The 16585-nt window shown below is 64.5% G+C and carries 14 protein-coding genes; 6 read left to right on the forward strand and 8 right to left on the reverse strand.

Features of this window, described 5'->3' with window-relative positions:
* Positions 1–41 precede the first annotated feature (41 nt).
* Positions 42–1283 (forward strand): DNA (cytosine-5-)-methyltransferase, encoded by a 1242-nt coding sequence (gene dcm / locus AX708_RS05025; RefSeq protein ID WP_197426033.1) that lies wholly within the window; start codon positions 42–44, stop codon positions 1281–1283.
* Positions 1276–1743, forward strand: a complete 468-nt coding sequence (locus AX708_RS19740; RefSeq protein WP_082745538.1) for a very short patch repair endonuclease — start codon at positions 1276–1278, stop codon at positions 1741–1743. The genes dcm and AX708_RS19740 overlap by 8 nt, the downstream gene beginning before the upstream one ends.
* On the opposite strand, the gene AX708_RS20275 is transcribed toward AX708_RS19740, so the two are convergent.
* The 4 genes from AX708_RS20275 to AX708_RS05045 form a co-directional block, all read right to left on the reverse strand.
* Complete coding sequence (locus AX708_RS20275) at positions 1731–2591, reverse strand: hypothetical protein (RefSeq protein ID WP_156443372.1); 861 nt, start codon at positions 2589–2591, stop codon at positions 1731–1733. The two genes, AX708_RS19740 and AX708_RS20275, sit on opposite strands and share 13 nt — an antisense overlap.
* Positions 2592–4409 (reverse strand): translation elongation factor 4, encoded by a 1818-nt coding sequence (gene lepA, locus AX708_RS05035; RefSeq protein WP_066528944.1) that lies wholly within the window; start codon positions 4407–4409, stop codon positions 2592–2594.
* 65 nt (positions 4410–4474) lie between these two features.
* Positions 4475–6655 carry a bifunctional diguanylate cyclase/phosphodiesterase gene (locus AX708_RS05040; protein ID WP_197426032.1) on the reverse strand — a complete coding sequence of 727 codons (2181 nt, stop codon included), beginning with the start codon at positions 6653–6655 and terminating at the stop codon, positions 4475–4477.
* Positions 6656–6800: 145 nt separating this feature from the next.
* Complete coding sequence (locus AX708_RS05045; protein ID WP_066528943.1) at positions 6801–9527, reverse strand: EAL domain-containing protein; 2727 nt, start codon at positions 9525–9527, stop codon at positions 6801–6803.
* Between the two features lie 203 nt (positions 9528–9730).
* Between AX708_RS05045 and AX708_RS05050 the strand changes: the two genes are divergently transcribed.
* From AX708_RS05050 to AX708_RS05065, 4 genes are all read left to right on the forward strand, one after another.
* Positions 9731–11428 (forward strand): alpha/beta hydrolase, encoded by a 1698-nt coding sequence (locus AX708_RS05050; RefSeq protein ID WP_066528940.1) that lies wholly within the window; start codon positions 9731–9733, stop codon positions 11426–11428.
* A gap of 132 nt (positions 11429–11560) precedes the next feature.
* Positions 11561–12424 (forward strand): alpha/beta fold hydrolase, encoded by an 864-nt coding sequence (locus tag AX708_RS05055; protein WP_197426031.1) that lies wholly within the window; start codon positions 11561–11563, stop codon positions 12422–12424.
* Positions 12425–12439: 15 nt separating this feature from the next.
* Positions 12440–13021, forward strand: a complete 582-nt coding sequence (locus AX708_RS05060) for an SMI1/KNR4 family protein (RefSeq protein WP_067489623.1) — start codon at positions 12440–12442, stop codon at positions 13019–13021.
* A complete protein-coding gene (locus tag AX708_RS05065; RefSeq protein WP_156454527.1) occupies positions 13018–13362 on the forward strand; it encodes a hypothetical protein in 345 nt (114 codons plus the stop codon). Before AX708_RS05060 ends, AX708_RS05065 begins: the two co-directional genes overlap by 4 nt.
* Before the next feature lie 3 nt (positions 13363–13365).
* Here AX708_RS05065 and AX708_RS05070 read toward each other — a convergent pair whose 3' ends face one another.
* From AX708_RS05070 to pgk, 4 genes are all read right to left on the reverse strand, one after another.
* Complete coding sequence (locus AX708_RS05070; RefSeq protein WP_066527894.1) at positions 13366–14256, reverse strand: fructose bisphosphate aldolase; 891 nt, start codon at positions 14254–14256, stop codon at positions 13366–13368.
* A gap of 123 nt (positions 14257–14379) precedes the next feature.
* On the reverse strand, positions 14380–14832 hold the full coding sequence (locus tag AX708_RS05075) for a PaaI family thioesterase (RefSeq protein WP_066527897.1): 453 nt from the start codon (positions 14830–14832) through the stop codon (positions 14380–14382).
* Positions 14829–15275, reverse strand: a complete 447-nt coding sequence (locus tag AX708_RS05080) for a DUF4440 domain-containing protein (RefSeq protein ID WP_066527898.1) — start codon at positions 15273–15275, stop codon at positions 14829–14831. The genes AX708_RS05075 and AX708_RS05080 overlap by 4 nt, the downstream gene beginning before the upstream one ends.
* Positions 15276–15278: 3 nt before the next feature.
* On the reverse strand, positions 15279–16481 hold the full coding sequence (gene pgk, locus AX708_RS05085; RefSeq protein WP_066527901.1) for a phosphoglycerate kinase: 1203 nt from the start codon (positions 16479–16481) through the stop codon (positions 15279–15281).
* Between the last annotated feature and the right edge of the window lie 104 nt (positions 16482–16585).

Here is a 16585-nt window from a genome sequence, read left to right on the forward strand (position 1 = left end):
ACCCACGCCCCCCCCGCCGAAGAAGGAGTGATCGCTGAAGGATGAAAGTTTCGATCCTTGAGGGCCAACACCTCGCCGTGGAAAAGCCTCCGAATCGGATCGCACTCCTCGCACAGACGTTGCACACTGCGGCAGCGGAACATATGGTGTCCGTGTTCCGCAAAGCGAGGTTAGCCATGCAACTCAAAGACGCTCTCGCGATCGAAAGACCGCAACCGGCCAGCCCGCCAGCATTCCGTTTTATCGATCTGTTTGCAGGGATCGGCGGCATGAGAATCCCGTTTGACGAGCTGGGAGGGAAATGCGTCTTCTCCTCCGAATGGGATGAATTCGCCAAGAAGACCTACGCCCTTAACTTCGGGCACGAGCCGAAGGGGGACATCACGACGATTGCAGCGAAGGACATCGGAGAGCATGATCTTCTGCTTGGCGGCTTCCCTTGCCAGGCATTCTCGAACGCCGGCCTTAAGCGCGGCTTCTTCGATACGCGCGGGACAATGTTCTTCGAGATCCAGCGTATACTTGCGGAATGGCGCCCGAAGATGTTCCTGCTGGAAAACGTCAAGCAGCTCCGCGGGCACGATAAAGGCAGGACATTGCAGACGATTCTTTCAATCCTCGACGGGGACTGTCCGCCCTTGCCAGATGACGTGCCGATGTCGCTCGAAGCAAGGAAGTCTCTCTCGAGAAAGCTGAACTATGCTGTTGACTGGCGGGTTCTTTCCGCGACCAGCTTTGGCGTGCCTCAGCGGCGCGAACGGGTTTACATCGTCGGATTTGACCGAGACTACTATGGCGACGCCGACCCGAGGGAAGTCTTCAAGAATCTGGAGGGAATCGAGCAGGCAACGCAGTTGGGTGACGCGCTGGAACCTGAAGGCTCGAACGATCTTGCGCGCTATACAATCTCCGACCGGCTCTGGGAGGGCCTGATCCGGCGGATGGCGAGGCATGAAGCCAAGGGAAACGGTTTCGGCCACAAGGTTTTCGGAAGCGAGGATGCGTATTGTAACACCATCACGTCGCGGTACTATAAAGACGGGCGCGAAATCCTGATCGACCAGTCACACCTCGGACTTAACCCCCGTCGCCTGACGCCACGCGAGTGCGCTCGGATTCAGGGCTTTCCTGACTGGTTTGATCTCGGTGCCTGCTCTGACACGCAGCTCTACAGGCAGTTCGGCAACTCTGTTTCGGTTCCGGTCATCCGCTCAATAGCGAAGTCGATGATCGCGTACTCGGCGGAATTGGAAGCCACTATCAAGAGGGCAGCTGTTGGCTGATATTGTCGATCCGCGCAGACGCTCGGAGATGATGGCGGGCATTCGCGGCAAAGATACCAAGCCGGAGCTAGTTGTCAGACGGCTATTGCATAGCCGTGGATACCGCTTCCGCCTTCACCGTAAAGACCTTCCGGGAAAACCGGATATCGTTTTGGCGAAATGGAACACCGTGATATTTGTTCACGGGTGTTTCTGGCATGGTCATACAAACTGCTCACTATTTCGGTTGCCCAAAAGCCGTACCGAATTCTGGGAAGCGAAGATTGCAACAAACCAAGCGCGCGACAAGGAAGTTAAGGGCAAGTTAAGTGATCTTGGTTGGAAGACCATTGAGATTTGGGAGTGCTCTTCAAAGGGAAAGGGCGCCTTGCCCGCAGAACAAATGTGCCGCGAGATAGATCATGCCATCAGGCAAGCGGACCTGATGAATTACGAGGTCCGAGGATTTCAGATTGCATAAAGAGCTAATACGTCGTCCTCAATCCACCCGACAGATTTGATGAAATCTGAACGCAGACGAACAATGCGCGCAAGTTGCTCTTCAAAAACATCAAACTTTCCGGAGTGCACCAAGCGATGGGACCACGGATTGAAGCAGCAAATATTCTCGACAACGTCGAGAGAGTGGGAAAAGTTATCCTGCAATTTCATAGGGATAAGGTGGTGCGCTTCCATGAAAGCCAAGCCCGACGAGCGAGAAATGAATGTCGGAAAATCAGGAAAGAGCTCGCAAACAAACCCAGCCCTGTTCAACGCATCAAGAGCCACCCTCCGGTCACGTCCGTATTGATATGTAACGTTCGCCTTCTTCTCCGGAGCCTCGGGATCGTTGAGGTCCAGCTGAAAGTTATCAACTTCCGATTCAAGGTTTTCATTTCTATCCTCAGGATCAAGAATACCTGAGTTGATTTTTTCAAGCATATCTGGGCTCATTTCACAGAGCCATAGCTCATTCCCTCTCTCGAAAACTCCCCAGAACCACCCAGGTAGGGGCTTAAATTGATCAACACGCAAATATAGCCGCAGTTCTCGAGGCTTGTTCGTCTTGTAAGACGTCGTCAATTTGATTCTGCGACCTGAAGGATAGAGACGATAGGGTAGTTCGGGATCTACGCCTTTCGCCTTGATCGCATCTATGCTTCCATGCCTTAGCTCGAGAGTGTCGCCGAAAAACTCCTCGGCGAGTTCCTGCTCTGGACCAACAAAGGTAATCTGGGATTTGCTGAACTCATCCTGCGTCACCGGGGAAAAACCCCCACGACGTGCCCCAAAAAACCGATTCATCCTCGCTGTGAATTGTTCGCTCAACTACTCCTCCCCCATTCTCAACGCGGCAATGAAAGCTTCCTGAGGAATACTGACGTTGCCGTATTCTCTCATTCTGGCCTTCCCCTTCTTCTGCTTCTCCAGCAGCTTCTTCTTCCGGGTGATGTCGCCGCCATAGCACTTCGCCGTCACGTCCTTGCGCAGCGCCGCGATGGTCTCGCGCGCAATCACCTTGCCGCCGATTGCGGCCTGGATCGGGATCTTGAAGAGGTGGCGGGGGATGAGGTCCTTGAGGCGCTCGCACATGCCGCGTCCCCGCTCTTCGGCGTTGGCGCGGTGGACGATCAGGGACAGGGCGTCGACCGGCTCGTTGTTCACGAGGATATTCATCTTGACGAGGTCGCCCTCGCGGGTGCCGATCTGTTCGTAGTCGAAGGAGGCATAGCCTCGCGAAATCGACTTCAACCTATCGTAAAAGTCGAAGACGACTTCGTTCAATGGCAGCTCGTAGCTCACCTGCGCGCGGCCGCCGACGTAGGTGAGTTCGGTCTGGATGCCGCGGCGGTCCTGGCACAGCTTGAGGATCGCGCCGAGGTACTCGTCGGGGGTGTAGATCACCGCCTTGATCCACGGCTCCTCGATGGACTCGATCCGGTTGGTGTCGGGCCAGTCGGCGGGGTTGTGGATGTCGATGGTCTTGGCGTCCTCGGTCTTCGAATGGCCGAGGTGGATGCGGTAGACCACGCTGGGCGCGGTGGTGATGAGGTCGAGGTCGTATTCGCGGCTGAGGCGTTCCTGGATGATTTCCAGGTGCAAGAGGCCGAGGAAGCCGCAGCGGAAGCCGAAGCCCAGCGCAGCGGAGGACTCCATCTCGAAGGAGAAGCTCGCGTCGTTGAGGCGCAGCTTGGCGATGGACTCGCGCAGTTTTTCGAAGTCGGCGGCGTCGACCGGGAAGAGGCCGCAGAAGACGACCGGCTGGACTTCCTTGTAGCCCGGCAGTGCCTCGGTGGCGCCGCCCTTCACGGAGGTGATGGTGTCGCCGACGCGGGCCTGTTCGACTTCCTTGATCTGCGCGGTGATGAAGCCGATCTCGCCCGGGCCGAGTTCGGCAAGGTCGGTGCGCTTGGGGGTGAAGCAGCCGACGCGGTCGACGAGGTGTTGCGTTCCGCCCTGCATGAAGCGGATGTTGAGCCCCTTGGTGAGCTTGCCGTCGATCACGCGCACGAGGATGACGACGCCGAGATAGGGGTCGTACCACGAGTCCACGAGGCTGGCCTTGAGCGGCGCCTCGGTGGTGCCCTTGGGGGCCGGGATCTTGGCGACGACGGCTTCGAGCACGTCCTCGATGCCGATGCCCGATTTGGCGGAGGCGAGGACGGCCTCGGAGGCGTCGAGCCCGATGATGTCCTCGATCTCGGCGCGGACCTTGTCGGGCTCGGCGGCGGGGAGGTCGATCTTGTTGATGACGGGGACGATCTCGTGATCGTGCTCGATCGACTGGTAGACGTTGGCGAGGGTCTGGGCCTCGACGCCCTGGGCCGCGTCGACGACGAGCAGCGCGCCCTCGCAAGCGGCGAGGCTGCGGGAGACCTCGTAGGCGAAGTCGACGTGGCCGGGGGTGTCCATCAGGTTGAGCTGATAGGTCTCGCCGTTCTTCGCGGTGTAGGTGAGGCGCACGGTCTGCGCCTTGATGGTGATGCCGCGCTCCTTCTCGATGTCCATGTTATCAAGGACTTGCTCGGACATCTCGCGCGCGGTCAGGCCACCGGTGAACTGGATCAGCCGGTCGGCAAGGGTCGACTTGCCGTGGTCGATATGGGCAATGATGGAGAAGTTGCGGATATGGGAGAGGTCAGTCATCGCCGCGCGATGTAGCGCCCGGTCACGCCAATGTCATTCGCCAAAAACGCAACTGCCTGAAGGGGTCAGACCGGCTCGCCACGCAGACCGCGCGAACAGCCGAACTTGGGCACTGCGCCCGCGCGGCCGAGATCCTGCGCGAGGCCCATGAACTTGCCCGGGGCCAGCGGCGCAAGCGGCGCGCCGGCTGCGGCGAGTGCGTAGGGCGAGACGCGGTTGCGGGTGCACAGGCCGCCCGATCCGTCCTCGATCAGCGACTGCTCGAACTCCAGCCCCTGCACATCACCGCTGGAGCGCGTCACCGTCGCCACCGCGAGCTGGCCGCCGCCGAGGTCGACCACGAACTGCGTTCCCTTGGGCACATTGGCCAGCCCCTCGATAAGCGCGCCCGACTTGGAGAGGTTGCGCAGCGTCACCTCGTAGGCGTAATCGTCGTGGATCACCTGGATCTTGCGGAACACCGTGCGCCGCCGGGCCCGGCGGGTGCGTTCGGCGCCCGGTTCGATCTGCCACGTGCCGCCGGACATCTCCGCGGCGACGGTCTCGGCCTCGGCCGGTTCGCTGAAGATCGGACCCTGTAGATAGCGCACGCCGCCGCCGGTGAGCGCCGCAAGGAGCCCTGCGCTCTCGACCCCGCCGGCCATGGTGTCCATTTGCAGGGCCCCCGCAAGCGCGACGATCGCGCGCACCAGCCCCATCTCGCGGGCATCGTGGCGCTCGGCCTCGGCGACCAGCTTCTGGTCGATCTTGATCGCATCGAAGGGCGCGCGGCGCAGGTAGGCGAGCGATGAAAAGCCGCTGCCGAATTCGTCCAGCGTCAGCCGCACCCCGAGCTTGAACAGCGCAGCGAGCGTGCGGTCGACCACGTTCGCATCGCCGAAGAACACCGCTTCGCTGATCTCCAGCTCGAGCCGCCCCGGCGCAAGGCTGGCCGCTTCGAGCGCCTCGCCCACCAGCGCCACGAAATCGTCGGCCAGAAACAGTGATACCGGGACATTGACCGCAAGCCGCACGCTTTCGGGCCACGCGGCAGCCCCGGCGCAGGCCGCGCCGATCGCCCAGCGACCGACGTCGGCAATCAGCGCCGAGCCTTCGATGATCTGCGCGAACTCCTCCTCGTCGATCACGCCGCGCTCGGCATGGTTCCAGCACACATGGGCTTCGAGCGAGGCAACCGTGCCCGCCGCAGCCTCGACGATCGGCTCGAAGCGCAAGAACAGCTGCTTCTCGCGCAGCGCGGTGCCGAGGTCCTGTTCGAGCCGGCGGCGAAAGATCGTCTCGTTCTCGAGGTCGCCCGAGAAGAATCGGTACTGCGCCCGCCCGCCGTTCTTGGCGGCATAGAGCGCAAGGTCGGCGGCGCGCACGATGTCCTCGCGGGTCATGCCGTCATGCGGGGCGATGGCGATCCCGACCGAGGCGCCGATCACGCAGCGGCCCTCGTCGAGGCTGTAGGGCTGGCGCAGCATGGCGATGATCTTGGCGGCGATCTCGCCCAGCACCCCGCGGTCGTCGATATCGGGGAGCAGCACCTGGAATTCATCACCCCCGAGCCGCCCGATCTCGCATTCGCGATCGATGGCGCGCGCGAGGCGCGATGCGACCTGCTTCAACAGCTCGTCACCGGCGGCATGGCCGAGCGTGTCGTTGACATGCTTGAAGCGGTCGAGATCGATCATCAGGACCGCGCAGTTGCGGCGCGCCGTCTTGAAAGCGGTGAGCGTTGCCTCGATGTGGCTCGCCATGCGGTGGCGGTTGCTGAGGCCGGTGAGCGAATCGAAACGCGCGAGGCGGGCGGTTTCCTCCTCGCGGGCATATTCCTCGGTGATGTCGGTCCCGGTGCCGCGGAAGCCCAGGAACTTGCCACTGGCGCTCATGATCGGCTGGCCGGACAGGCGCAGCACCATGGCTTGCGGACGGCGCGCGGCGCGCACCGCCATGCCGACGAAGGACTTGTGCGCCCCCAGCATCAGCGACAGCGACTTGCCGCGCCCGTCGCTCTCGGCCGCTGTAAAGATCGCGGTGAGCGGCTGACCGATCAGCGCATCGAGCGGCAGATCGAGCCGCGCGGCAATGGCGGCAGACAGATAGGTGAGGTTACCCATCGCATCGCTCGCCCAGAACCAGCCGAGGCCCGACTGCTCGAGATCGTCGAGCATCGCGAGCCGCTCGCCATCGGTCAGCGCCGATGCCGGGCCGTGCGGTCCATGGCGACCGCTGCGGGATGACAGGAGACCCTTCAGGGACATCTCGCGGGCAAACCTCCAGAGCCCGGGCGCAGGGGCAAAGCCTGCCGCCGGAGCATGTTCGCCAAGATTAAAGCGCGATGGTTACTTTTGGCCTAACGCGGCTGCCTAAGCGGTTTGCCAAAGGCACTGTTTACCCATCGTGCGCCTACCAACCCGCAGCCTGGCCCGGCTGGGTCTTGAGCACCGAGAAGGTGCCATCGGCACGGCGGCGCAGGGGCTGGTGGAACTCGACCCCGACGCGGTTCTCGCGCGACCAGCGCACCTGTGCGGTGACCGTCTTGTCGGCCGAGAATTCGACCCGCACCGCGCTGCCGGCGGGCATGTTCCACAGCCCTTCGATCATCGCCCCGCTTTCCGAGATGTTGCGCAGCGTGGCATTGAGGCGGTTGCCGTTGTGGACCACCACCACGCGGCGCAGCAGGTTCTGGCGCGGCGCGCGGGCGGATTGCGGCCCGTCGGCCTGCGCGACCAGATCGCCCGAAACCAGCGCGGTCGCATCGGAGGCATTCATCGGCTTGTAGTAGATGTAGCCCTGGACGTGGGAGCAGCCGAGCAGGCGGACCAGTTCGAGCTCGTCCAATGTCTCCACGCCCTCTGCCGTGGTGTCCATGTGCAGCGCTTCGGCGAGGCTGGTGATCGAGGCAATAATCGCGCCGTTGCGGCTGCCCTCTTCGGTGGCGCCCTGCACGAAACTGCGGTCGATCTTGATCTTGTCGAACGGCGCCTTCTTCAGATAGCCGAGCGACGAATAGCCCGTGCCGAAATCGTCGAGCGCAAGCCGCACGCCGACGCGCTTCAGGGCCTTGAACATCGCGTCCGTGCCCGAGCTGTCGTTGAGGAACACGCTCTCGGTGATTTCCAGCTCGAGCCGCGAGGGCGCGACACCGCTATGGGCGAGCGCGTTGGCGACGATGGTCGGCAGGTCGGGATTGGCGAATTGCAGCGCCGAGACGTTGACCGCGCAGCGGATCGAGCGCGGCCACCGGGCAAGGTCCGCGCAGGCGCGGCGCAGCGCCCATTGGCCGATGCGGTCGATGAGGCCCGCATCCTCGGCGATGGGCACGAACTTGGCCGGGCTGATCCAGCCACGCTTGGGGTGCTGCCAGCGCATCAGCGCCTCGAAGCCGACGATCTTCTCGTTCGCAGCATAGACGACCGGCTGGTAGTAGAGCTCAAGCTCGCCCTTGGCGATCGCCTCGCGCAGGTCCTGTTCGAGCTCGGCGCGCTCTTCGGCCGCGGCGTGCAGGTCTTCGGCGTAGAAGCGGTAGACCCCGCGGCCCGCATCCTTGGCGGCATAGAGCGCAAGGTCGACATTGCGGATGATCTCGTCGCTCGTGGAACCGTGTTCGGGCGCCAGCGCGATCCCGACCGAGGCGCCGATCACCACGCTCTGGCCCTGGATCGAATAGGGCTGCGAGAGCGAGGCGATAATTGTCTGCGCCATGTGGCCGAGCGTATGGCGATCCTGGTGGCCGGGGACGATCACCTGGAACTCGTCGCCGCCCAGACGCCCGCAGCGCCCGTTGCCGTCGATCGCGCGCTCGAGCCGCTGGGCGACCTGCTTCAGGAGCGCATCGCCCGCCGGGTGGCCAAGCGTATCGTTGACGTGCTTGAAACGGTCGAGATCGAGCATCAGCACCGCGCAGGCACGCTCGCGGCCGCTCGGGGCGGCGAGGATCTGCTCCAATGCCTGGCTCATCTGCACACGGTTGGCGAGCCCGGTGAGCGAATCGTAATGCGCGAGGCGCGAGACCTGCTGCTCGGAGCGACGCTTCTCGGTCAGGTCGGTGCCGTGCCCGCGGAAGCCGCAGAAGTTCTTGTAGCTGTCGTACACCGGGCGACCCGCGAGCGCCCACCAGCGTTCATCGCCGGTGGTGGCGGCGCGGACCTCGACATCGTGGAAGGCCGAGCGCGCGGACAGGTGGAAAGCGAGCGTGCGTTCCGCATCGGCCGCGCCTTGCGAGGCATCGACAATCTCGGACAGCGGCAGGCCGACCACTTCATCGGTGGTCTTGCCGAGCACGGTTGCGGCCTTGGGGGAGATGTAGGTGATGAGCCCGCGGCGGTCGGTTTCCCAGAACCAGCCCTGCCCGGTCTCCTCGAAGCTGCGCAGGATATCCTCGGCGCGCGCCGCAACCCGTTCACGCGCCTCGCGCGCGAGCCTGCGCTTCTTGGCGGCCTTCCATTCGAGCCGCGCGATCAGCGACAAGGTCAGCGCGGCCGCGAACACAGCCGCATAGGTGACGTTCTCGGGCACCAGCACGGCAAAGCCCGTCCAGCTCGCGATCTTGGCGCAGAACAGCGAGATGATCCGCATGTCGAACAGCGCAGCGGCCGCCGCGTTGATGCACACCAGCGTCGCGATAGCCCATTGCCACGGCAGGCCTTCGCCGACCCACAGGGCAAGCGCGAGACCCGAACAGGCCATCGGCAGCACGATCGCGACGAGCACGATCCCGAACCGCACCGCGGCCGCCTTCTCGGCCCGGCGCTCGATCGCGGCGAACAGCGATCCGCAGGCGAACAGCGTCGCCGAGGCGAGCGCGAAAGCCAGGGTGGTGGTGGACGGGAGACCCTGAAAAACCAATGCGGCCATCGCGTAGGCCGCCACAAGGAACAGCGTCATGCCCCCGGCCTGGCGCGGCAGGAAGAAGCTCTGTTCGCTGGCGGGCTCGTCGATCGCCTGCTGCAATCCGCCGGGATTTTCCGCGCGCAGCCTCTCGGTCCCACGCCGCTCGCCCCGCGCGCGCCCCTCGCCCACTGCAGCCTCGCCGGTAGCGGCCCGCGCATTGGCGACCGCGCGCAGATCGCGGCCTGCGCCAAGCGGGCGCGGATCGGTGGTAGCGAATTTGCGAATAGGTTCCCCAGCCATTGGTCCGCATTGCCTCAGGATGGCCTAGAAAAGCGTTAATCGGGATACTTAATTCTTGAACCAAACCGGCGCTGCGCGGCCATCCGGCGCTCTTGCTGATGCTTGCAACTTGGCTTGGGAGGCTGCATTCTCGCAGCAGCGACCGCGTTAACCCGAAGCCGCCGGAAAAGCGGCACGCGCAAGGTCGAGCAAGAGGGGATTTCATGGCACGCAGCGAAGTGAAGCTCGAGAACGAAGCAGCCCAGTCCACCAATGCCCTTGGGCCGCTGATCGGGGTGGCGCGAGAGGACTTCGTCAGCGCGGTCGCGCTGCTGCTGCGCGAGACCGCCTCGGACCCTTCGCGCTTCATCCGGCACTCCACCGCGATGGCGCAGGACATGGTGAAGATCATGACCGGCAAGAGTGAACTCGCGCCCGATCCCAAGGACAAGCGGTTCATGGATCCGGCCTGGCAGTACAACCCCTTCTTCCGCGCCGGCGCGCAATACTACCTCGCCGTGCAGAAGGGGATGAAGAACTGGCTCGAGGAGCTTGAACTCGACGAGCTGGAGAGGAACCGCGCGAACTTCATCGCCAACATCATCCTCGATGGCCTCGCGCCGACGAACACGCTGGTCGGCAATCCGACCGCGCAAAAGCAGATCATCAATTCGGGCGGACTAAGCCTCATCAAGGGGCTCCAGAACGCCTATAACGACATCGTCCACAACAAGGGGATGGTCAGCCAGGTCGACAAGCGCCCCTTCAAGCTGGGCAAGAACATCGCCACCTCCAAGGGCAACGTCGTCTACCGCGACGAGATAATGGAACTGCTGCAATATGCGCCGACCACCGCGGAAGTCTATGAAATCCCTCAGCTGACGGTCCCGCCGCAGATCAACAAGATGTACATCAACGACCTCTCACCCGATAAGTCGGTGATCAAGTGGCAGGTCGACAACGGCATCCAGACCTTCGTCATCTCGTGGCGCAATCCGACCAAGGAACAGGGCCGCTGGGGCATGGCTGATTACATCGCGGCCTGCGAGAAGGCGCTCGAGGTGGTCTCGGCGATCACCGGATCGAAGAAGGTGAATGTCTCGGCCGGGTGCTCGGGCGGGCAGACCGCATCGGTGCTTGCCTCCAAACTGGCCGCGACGAACAACCCGATCCTCGGCACGCTGACGCTGATGGTCTGCGTGCTGCACCCCAAGCCGACCGATATCGAGGCCGGATCGCTGGTGAGCGAGAACGGAATGCAGCTCGCCCGGCAGCGGGCGATGAAGCAGGGCGTGATCAAGGCCGACGACCTCGCGCGCGGCTTTGCCTGGCTGCGGCCCAACGATCTCATCTGGAACTACGTCATCAACAATTACCTCTTGGGTCAGGACCCGCCGGCCTTCGACGTATTGTTCTGGAACGCGGACGCGACCAACCTGTCTTCCAGCCTGATGGGCGATTTCCTGACGCTGTTCGAAACGCTCGCCTTCACCAAGCAGGGCGAAGTCGAGATGGCCGGGCACAAGATCGACCTCAGCAAGGTGACCGCCGACCTGTTCATCCTCGGCGGGGTGACCGATCATATCACCCCGTGGAAGGCAACCTACCGTTCGACCCAGCTGTTCGGATCGAAGGACGTGACCTACGTGCTCTCGCAGTCGGGCCACATGCAGGCGATCCTCAACCCCCCGGGCAACCCGAAGGCGAAGTACTTCGTCCAGAAGAAGCCGGGCAAGCTCCCGGCGACCGCCGACGAGTGGCTGCAGGGGACCGAGGAGGTCGCGGGCAGCTGGTGGCCGCTGTGGATGGAGTGGGTGCAGAAGCGCTCGGGCAAGAAGAAAGCGGCCCCGGCGGCGCTGGGCAACGACACCTATGCGCCGATGGAAGCTGCGCCGGGACTCTACGTCGTCGAGGAAGTCTGATACAGGGGCCCTCGCGTCAGGGGCGTTCCGGCAGCGGAACGACGGCGCACAAGCTTGTGGGCGCGCGCGCTAAGGGATCGGCGTGCGCGCCCAACCCGCCCCCCTGTCGGGGGGCTGAAAGGACGTGACTCAGTGACCAATCCCATGGACGACGCGGTCGTCTCGATGGAGCAAGTCGGCGGCCGGACGCTACGGACTGCGGCCTGGCGGCTCGATATGCCTTCCGACCATCTGCCGATCCTGTTCTTCAACGGCATCGGTGCGAACATCGAGGCGGTGGCCCCGTTGGCGGCCGCCCTGCCCGAGCGCGGCTTCATCATGTTCGACATGCCGGGCGTGGGCGAATCGCCCGATCCGCTGGTCCCCTACAACCCCTTCACCATGAGCTGGACGGCCGCGCAGCTGCTCGACAAGTTCGGGCTTGATGAAGTGGACGTGATGGGCGTCTCGTGGGGCGGCGCGATGGCGCAGCACTTCGCGCTCCAGCATCCGGGGCGCACCCGGCGGCTGACCCTGATCGCGACCACGCCGGGGATGCTGATGGTGCCGGGCAACCCGGCCGCCTTTACCAAGATGGCCGACCCGCGCCGCTACGTGGACCCCGAGTTCATGGCGAAGCACTTCAAGACGCTTTACGGCGGCATGGTCGAGAGCGCGGGCCAGGATCACAAGCAGAGCCACATCAGCCGGTTGAAGCCCCCTAGCCCACGCGGCTACGTCTACCAGCTGATGTGCATGCTGGGCTGGACGAGCCTTCCCGCCCTGCCCTTCATGAGCAAGGAAACGCTGATCATGATGGGTGACGAGGACCAGATCGTGCCCCTGATCAACGGCAAGATCCTCGCCGCCATGATCCCCAATTCGCGGCTGCTGACCTTCGCGGGCGGCGGGCACCTGTTCCTGCTGACCCATGCCGACGAAAGCGTCGCGGCGATCCGGGAGTTTCTGGACGCGCCGGAGACCGGGAAGGAAGCCGGGCGCACGGCGGCTGCATAGAGCTGACGCCGCGCCATGACCCCCGAAGCGCTGGCCGACTACCTGATGGGTGATCCGGTGCCCTTCGATCCGGCAGCCCTCGCGCGCCTTGAAGCGCGCGCCGGGGCGGCGCTTCCAGCGGACTATTGCGATTTCCTGGAGCGGAACCGCAATGGAGGGATGACCTCGCCCAGCGCCATCGAGCAGCCGGGGCTGGTCACCAGCAGCGGTCATGAGATCGAGCAGTTCTATGCCGTCACCGGGCTCGCAGCGGACTGGGATCGACCGGGACTCCACAATTACCCCGTCACCACCCTGCGTGACTGGCTCGCTGAAGGCGGGCATCACGATGACCGGGTGCCGCTGCACTGGATCGTAATCGGCGGCAATTGGAGCGGCGATCAATTCGTGCTCGATCTGTCCGTGCCAGGCGGAGAGGTGGTGTGGTTCGATCATGAACTGCTTTTCGCGGAAGAGGATGATCCCTTCCCCCACGAAGACGGGATGGCCCGGCTTGGGCAGAGCTTTACTGCCTTCGTCGAAGGTCTGACGGCTTCGCCTTCGGGTGCAGCGCCGCCCCCGCCCTGCTGCTTGCCGCCCTGTCGGCCTGCGCGGTGATCCCTGATGCCCCCAGCCCCGAAAGCGTCGCCTCGCCGCAAGGCACCCCCGTCGCGCTCGGACAGGCGGTGCAGGTCGGCCCGGTGGTCGCCACGCCGATGGAGGTGGTCGAGGACAGCCGCTGCCCGATCAACGCGCGCTGCGTGTGGGCCGGGCGGCTGGTGGTGAAGACCCGCATCGACGGGGCTGGCTGGCGTGACACCGCCGACCTCACTCTGGGCGAGCCGTGGAGCACCCACAACGTCGTCCTCGCGCTCACCTCGGGCGAACCGGGCAAGATGGCGGGCGAAGGACAGGAGACGCCGCCCGGCGCCTACCGCTTCACCTATGAGGCGCGGTGAGGGTTAGCCCGAGCAGCTCGCGCTGGCGATCTGGTCGATCGCCTTGCCGAGCACCGTGTTGAATTCCTCGTCCGTCTGGTCCTTGCGCAGGTCCTGCAAGAGCCCGCGGCTGAAGCTCGCGATCATGCCGGGGTTGTGGGAGAGGCGCGAGCAGGCCTCGTCGGTCGAGAAGCCGCCCGAGAGCGCGACCACGCGCAGCACCTTGGGGTGCGCGATGAGCGGATCGTAGAGACCCGGGGTCGCGGGAATCGAGAGCTTGAGCATCACCTGCTGGCCATCGGGCAGCGCGTCGAGGTGCTTGAGGATCTCGGCCAGCAGGATCGCCTCACCCGCGTCGCGATCTTCGGCGGTGATGTCGTATTCGGGCTCGATGATCGGCATCAGCCCGGCGGCGATGATCTTCGCGCCCATCTCGAACTGCTGGGTGACCACGGCGGCGATTCCCGCCGGGTTCGCGGATTTGATGACCGAGCGCATCTTGGTGCCGAACATGCCCTGCGCCACCGACTTCGCGAGCAGCGCGTCGAGCTTGCCCATAGGCTTCATCAGCTGCACCCCGTCAGTCTCGTCCGCGAGGCCCTCATCGACCTTGATGAAGGGGACGATCCCGCGTGCCTTGAGCGCCTCGGCGGTGGGCTTGCCGTCCACCTCGCCGTCCATGGTCTTCTCGAACAGGATCGCGCCGATCACCTTGCCGCTGCTGAAGCAGGGCGAGGTGATGACGCGGGCGCGCATCGCGTGGATCTGGGCGAACATTTCCTCGTCGCCCGACCATTCGCTGTCATCCACCCCGTAGCCGCGCAGCGCCTTGGGGGTCGATCCGCCCGACTGGTCGAGCGCGGCGATGAACCCCTGTCCGGTGGCGATACGGGTCGTCATTTCCTGGGTGTTCATGGCAAGCTGTCTCCAAGTCGCGAGAGGTGGTTCCGTGCGGCCCATCGGGGTTTGTGCATAGGTATGCAAAGCCCCTTCGGAGCGCCCTTAGCGAGCGCTTCTAGATGCTGCAACCGCGAAGAACTAGCGCTTCGACAGACGGCGGATGATGCCGGTGAAGCTGAGGGCCGGCTTGCCGTCGCCCGTCACCAGCCCGCGCACGAAGATCGTCTTGCCGCCGCCGCGGGTGACTTCCCCGCGCGCCTCCACCAGCGCGCCCGGCTCGACCGATCCGAGGAAATCCCCGGACAGATTGAGCGTCACGGCATGATCGCCCTTGAGCGCGTCGGTAGCGATCGCGAAGAGCGCGAAGTCGGCGAAAGTCAGCAGGCAGCCGCCATGCATGAAGCCGCCGCCGTTCATGTGGCGGGGCTCGGCGCGGAAGGCGCTGGTGTAGCTGCCGTCATCCTCGCGGCGATAGTAGAACGGGCCCGAGCGGGTCTCGAAGGGATCGCCCTCCCAGAACCGCCATCCGGCGAATTCGCCGCTGTCCATTACCTTGAGGGCGCCGTAACTCGTCTCGACCATCTCGCTCATCGGCGCTTGCCTCCCTTGTTCCACAATTGCAGCCGCTGGATGGCGCGGGCGCGGCTCTCGTCGGGATCGAGCACCGCGATGCTGCGCTCGGCGAGCTTGTGCCTGCCGCCCCAGCTCCCCTGCTTCCACAGATCGCTGACGAGGAACTGCCCCGCCCATTCCTCGCGGCCGAGCCCCAGCTTCAATTCCGCCGCAGCCACGAACCATGCTGAATTGCCGTGGGTGCGCACCAGCACCTCGCGGAAGGTGAACGACCGGCAGGCGAAGCCTTCGGTCATCGCCGCAAGGAAGCTCGGACGGTCGAGCAGTTGCGGCGGGCGCGTGCCCACCATGCACATGAAGTCGCGCTTGGTGAGCTTCTTCATCGCCTTTTCATCGCCCGCCACCCAGGCGCGCATCGCGCTGAGCGCGAGCGCCTCGATCTCGGCTTCGCTGGCCGCCACGGATCAGCCCTCGAGCGCGGCGACACCGGGCAGGACGCGGCCTTCCATCCATTCGAGGAATGCACCGCCTGCGGTTGAAATATAGGTGAAATCCTGGCTAGCTCCGGCGTGTGCGAGCGCCGCGACGGTGTCCCCGCCCCCGGCGACGCTGGTGAGCGAGCCTTCCAGCGTCAGCGCGGCCGCGGTACGTGCCAGCGCGACGGTGGCCGCGTCAAACGGCTCGGTCTCGAAGGCGCCCATCGGCCCGTTCCACACCAGCGTGCGGCAGGTCTTGAGCACGTCGCCCAAGGCTTCGACTGCCGTCGGGCCCACGTCGAGGATCATCTCGTCCTCGGCGACCTCGTGGACGTTGCAGACCCGCAAGCTCGCCGGGTTGGCAGCGAATTCCTTCGCGACGACAACGTCATAGGGCAGGTGGACGGTGCAGCCCCGCGCGTCCGCCTCGTCCATGATCCTGGCGACCGTGGGGGCGAGGTCATGCTCGCACAGGCTCTTGCCCACGTTCACCCCGCGCGCGGCGAGGAAGGTGTTGGCCATGCCCCCGCCGATGATGAGGTGCTGGACCTTGCCCACGAGGTTCTCGAGCACCGCCAGCTTGGTCGAGACCTTGGCCCCGCCGACCACGGCGGCGACCGGCTGCTCGGGGGTGCCAAGAGCGGCGTCCAAGGCCTTCAGTTCGGCCTCCATCGAGCGGCCCGCATAGGCGGGAAGCAGGTGCGCCAGCCCCTCGGTGGTCGCGTGGGCGCGGTGCGCGGCGCTGAAGGCGTCGTTGACGTAGAGCGTCCCGTGCGCGGCAATCGCTTTCGCCAGTTCGGGGTCGTTCTTCTCCTCGCCCGGCCAGAAGCGGGTGTTGTCGAGGAGGCCGATGTCGCCGGCGCGCAGGATGCCGATCGATTGTTCGACCACCGGCCCGGCGATCTCGGGGATGAACATGATCTCCTCACCGATCACCTTCTCGACATCGCCGATCACCATGCTGGTCGAGAGCGTCGAGGAGCGCTGCCCGCCCGGACGGCCGAAATGCGCCAGCAGCAGCACCTTGGCCCCGCGCCCGGCGAGTTCGAGGATGGTCGGCTTGACCGCCTCGACCCGCGTGACATCGGTCGCCGAGCCGTCCTTCATGGGGAGGTTGAGGTCGACGCGCACCAGCGCGACTTCGCCGGTGAGGTCGGCGGGGAGGTCATTGAGGGTCTTGAACTTGGGCATTGCTCACTCCGTTCCTCCCCCGTGGGGGAGGGGGACCGCGCGCGGAACGCGCGGGGTGGAGGGGCACCCTCGAATGATCCGAACAGTGGCGGGTGCCCCTCCAC

The organism is Erythrobacter sp. CCH5-A1 (assembly GCF_001557115.1).
Lineage (GTDB): Bacteria > Pseudomonadota > Alphaproteobacteria > Sphingomonadales > Sphingomonadaceae > Erythrobacter.

Excerpts from the sequence above, each read along its gene's own strand:
- AX708_RS05045 (WP_066528943.1), bottom strand. The coding sequence starts at position 9,527 with ATGGCTGGGGAACCTATTCGCAAATTCGCTACCACCGATCCGCGCCCG.
- AX708_RS05070 (WP_066527894.1), bottom strand. The coding sequence starts at position 14,256 with ATGAACACCCAGGAAATGACGACCCGTATCGCCACCGGACAGGGGTTC.
- pgk (WP_066527901.1), bottom strand. The coding sequence starts at position 16,481 with ATGCCCAAGTTCAAGACCCTCAATGACCTCCCCGCCGACCTCACCGGC.
- AX708_RS05040 (WP_197426032.1), bottom strand. The coding sequence starts at position 6,655 with ATGTCCCTGAAGGGTCTCCTGTCATCCCGCAGCGGTCGCCATGGACCG.
- lepA (WP_066528944.1), bottom strand. The coding sequence starts at position 4,409 with ATGACTGACCTCTCCCATATCCGCAACTTCTCCATCATTGCCCATATC.
- AX708_RS05050 (WP_066528940.1), top strand. The coding sequence starts at position 9,731 with ATGGCACGCAGCGAAGTGAAGCTCGAGAACGAAGCAGCCCAGTCCACC.
- AX708_RS05075 (WP_066527897.1), bottom strand. The coding sequence starts at position 14,832 with ATGAGCGAGATGGTCGAGACGAGTTACGGCGCCCTCAAGGTAATGGAC.
- AX708_RS05060 (WP_067489623.1), top strand. The coding sequence starts at position 12,440 with ATGACCCCCGAAGCGCTGGCCGACTACCTGATGGGTGATCCGGTGCCC.
- dcm (WP_197426033.1), top strand. The coding sequence starts at position 42 with ATGAAAGTTTCGATCCTTGAGGGCCAACACCTCGCCGTGGAAAAGCCT.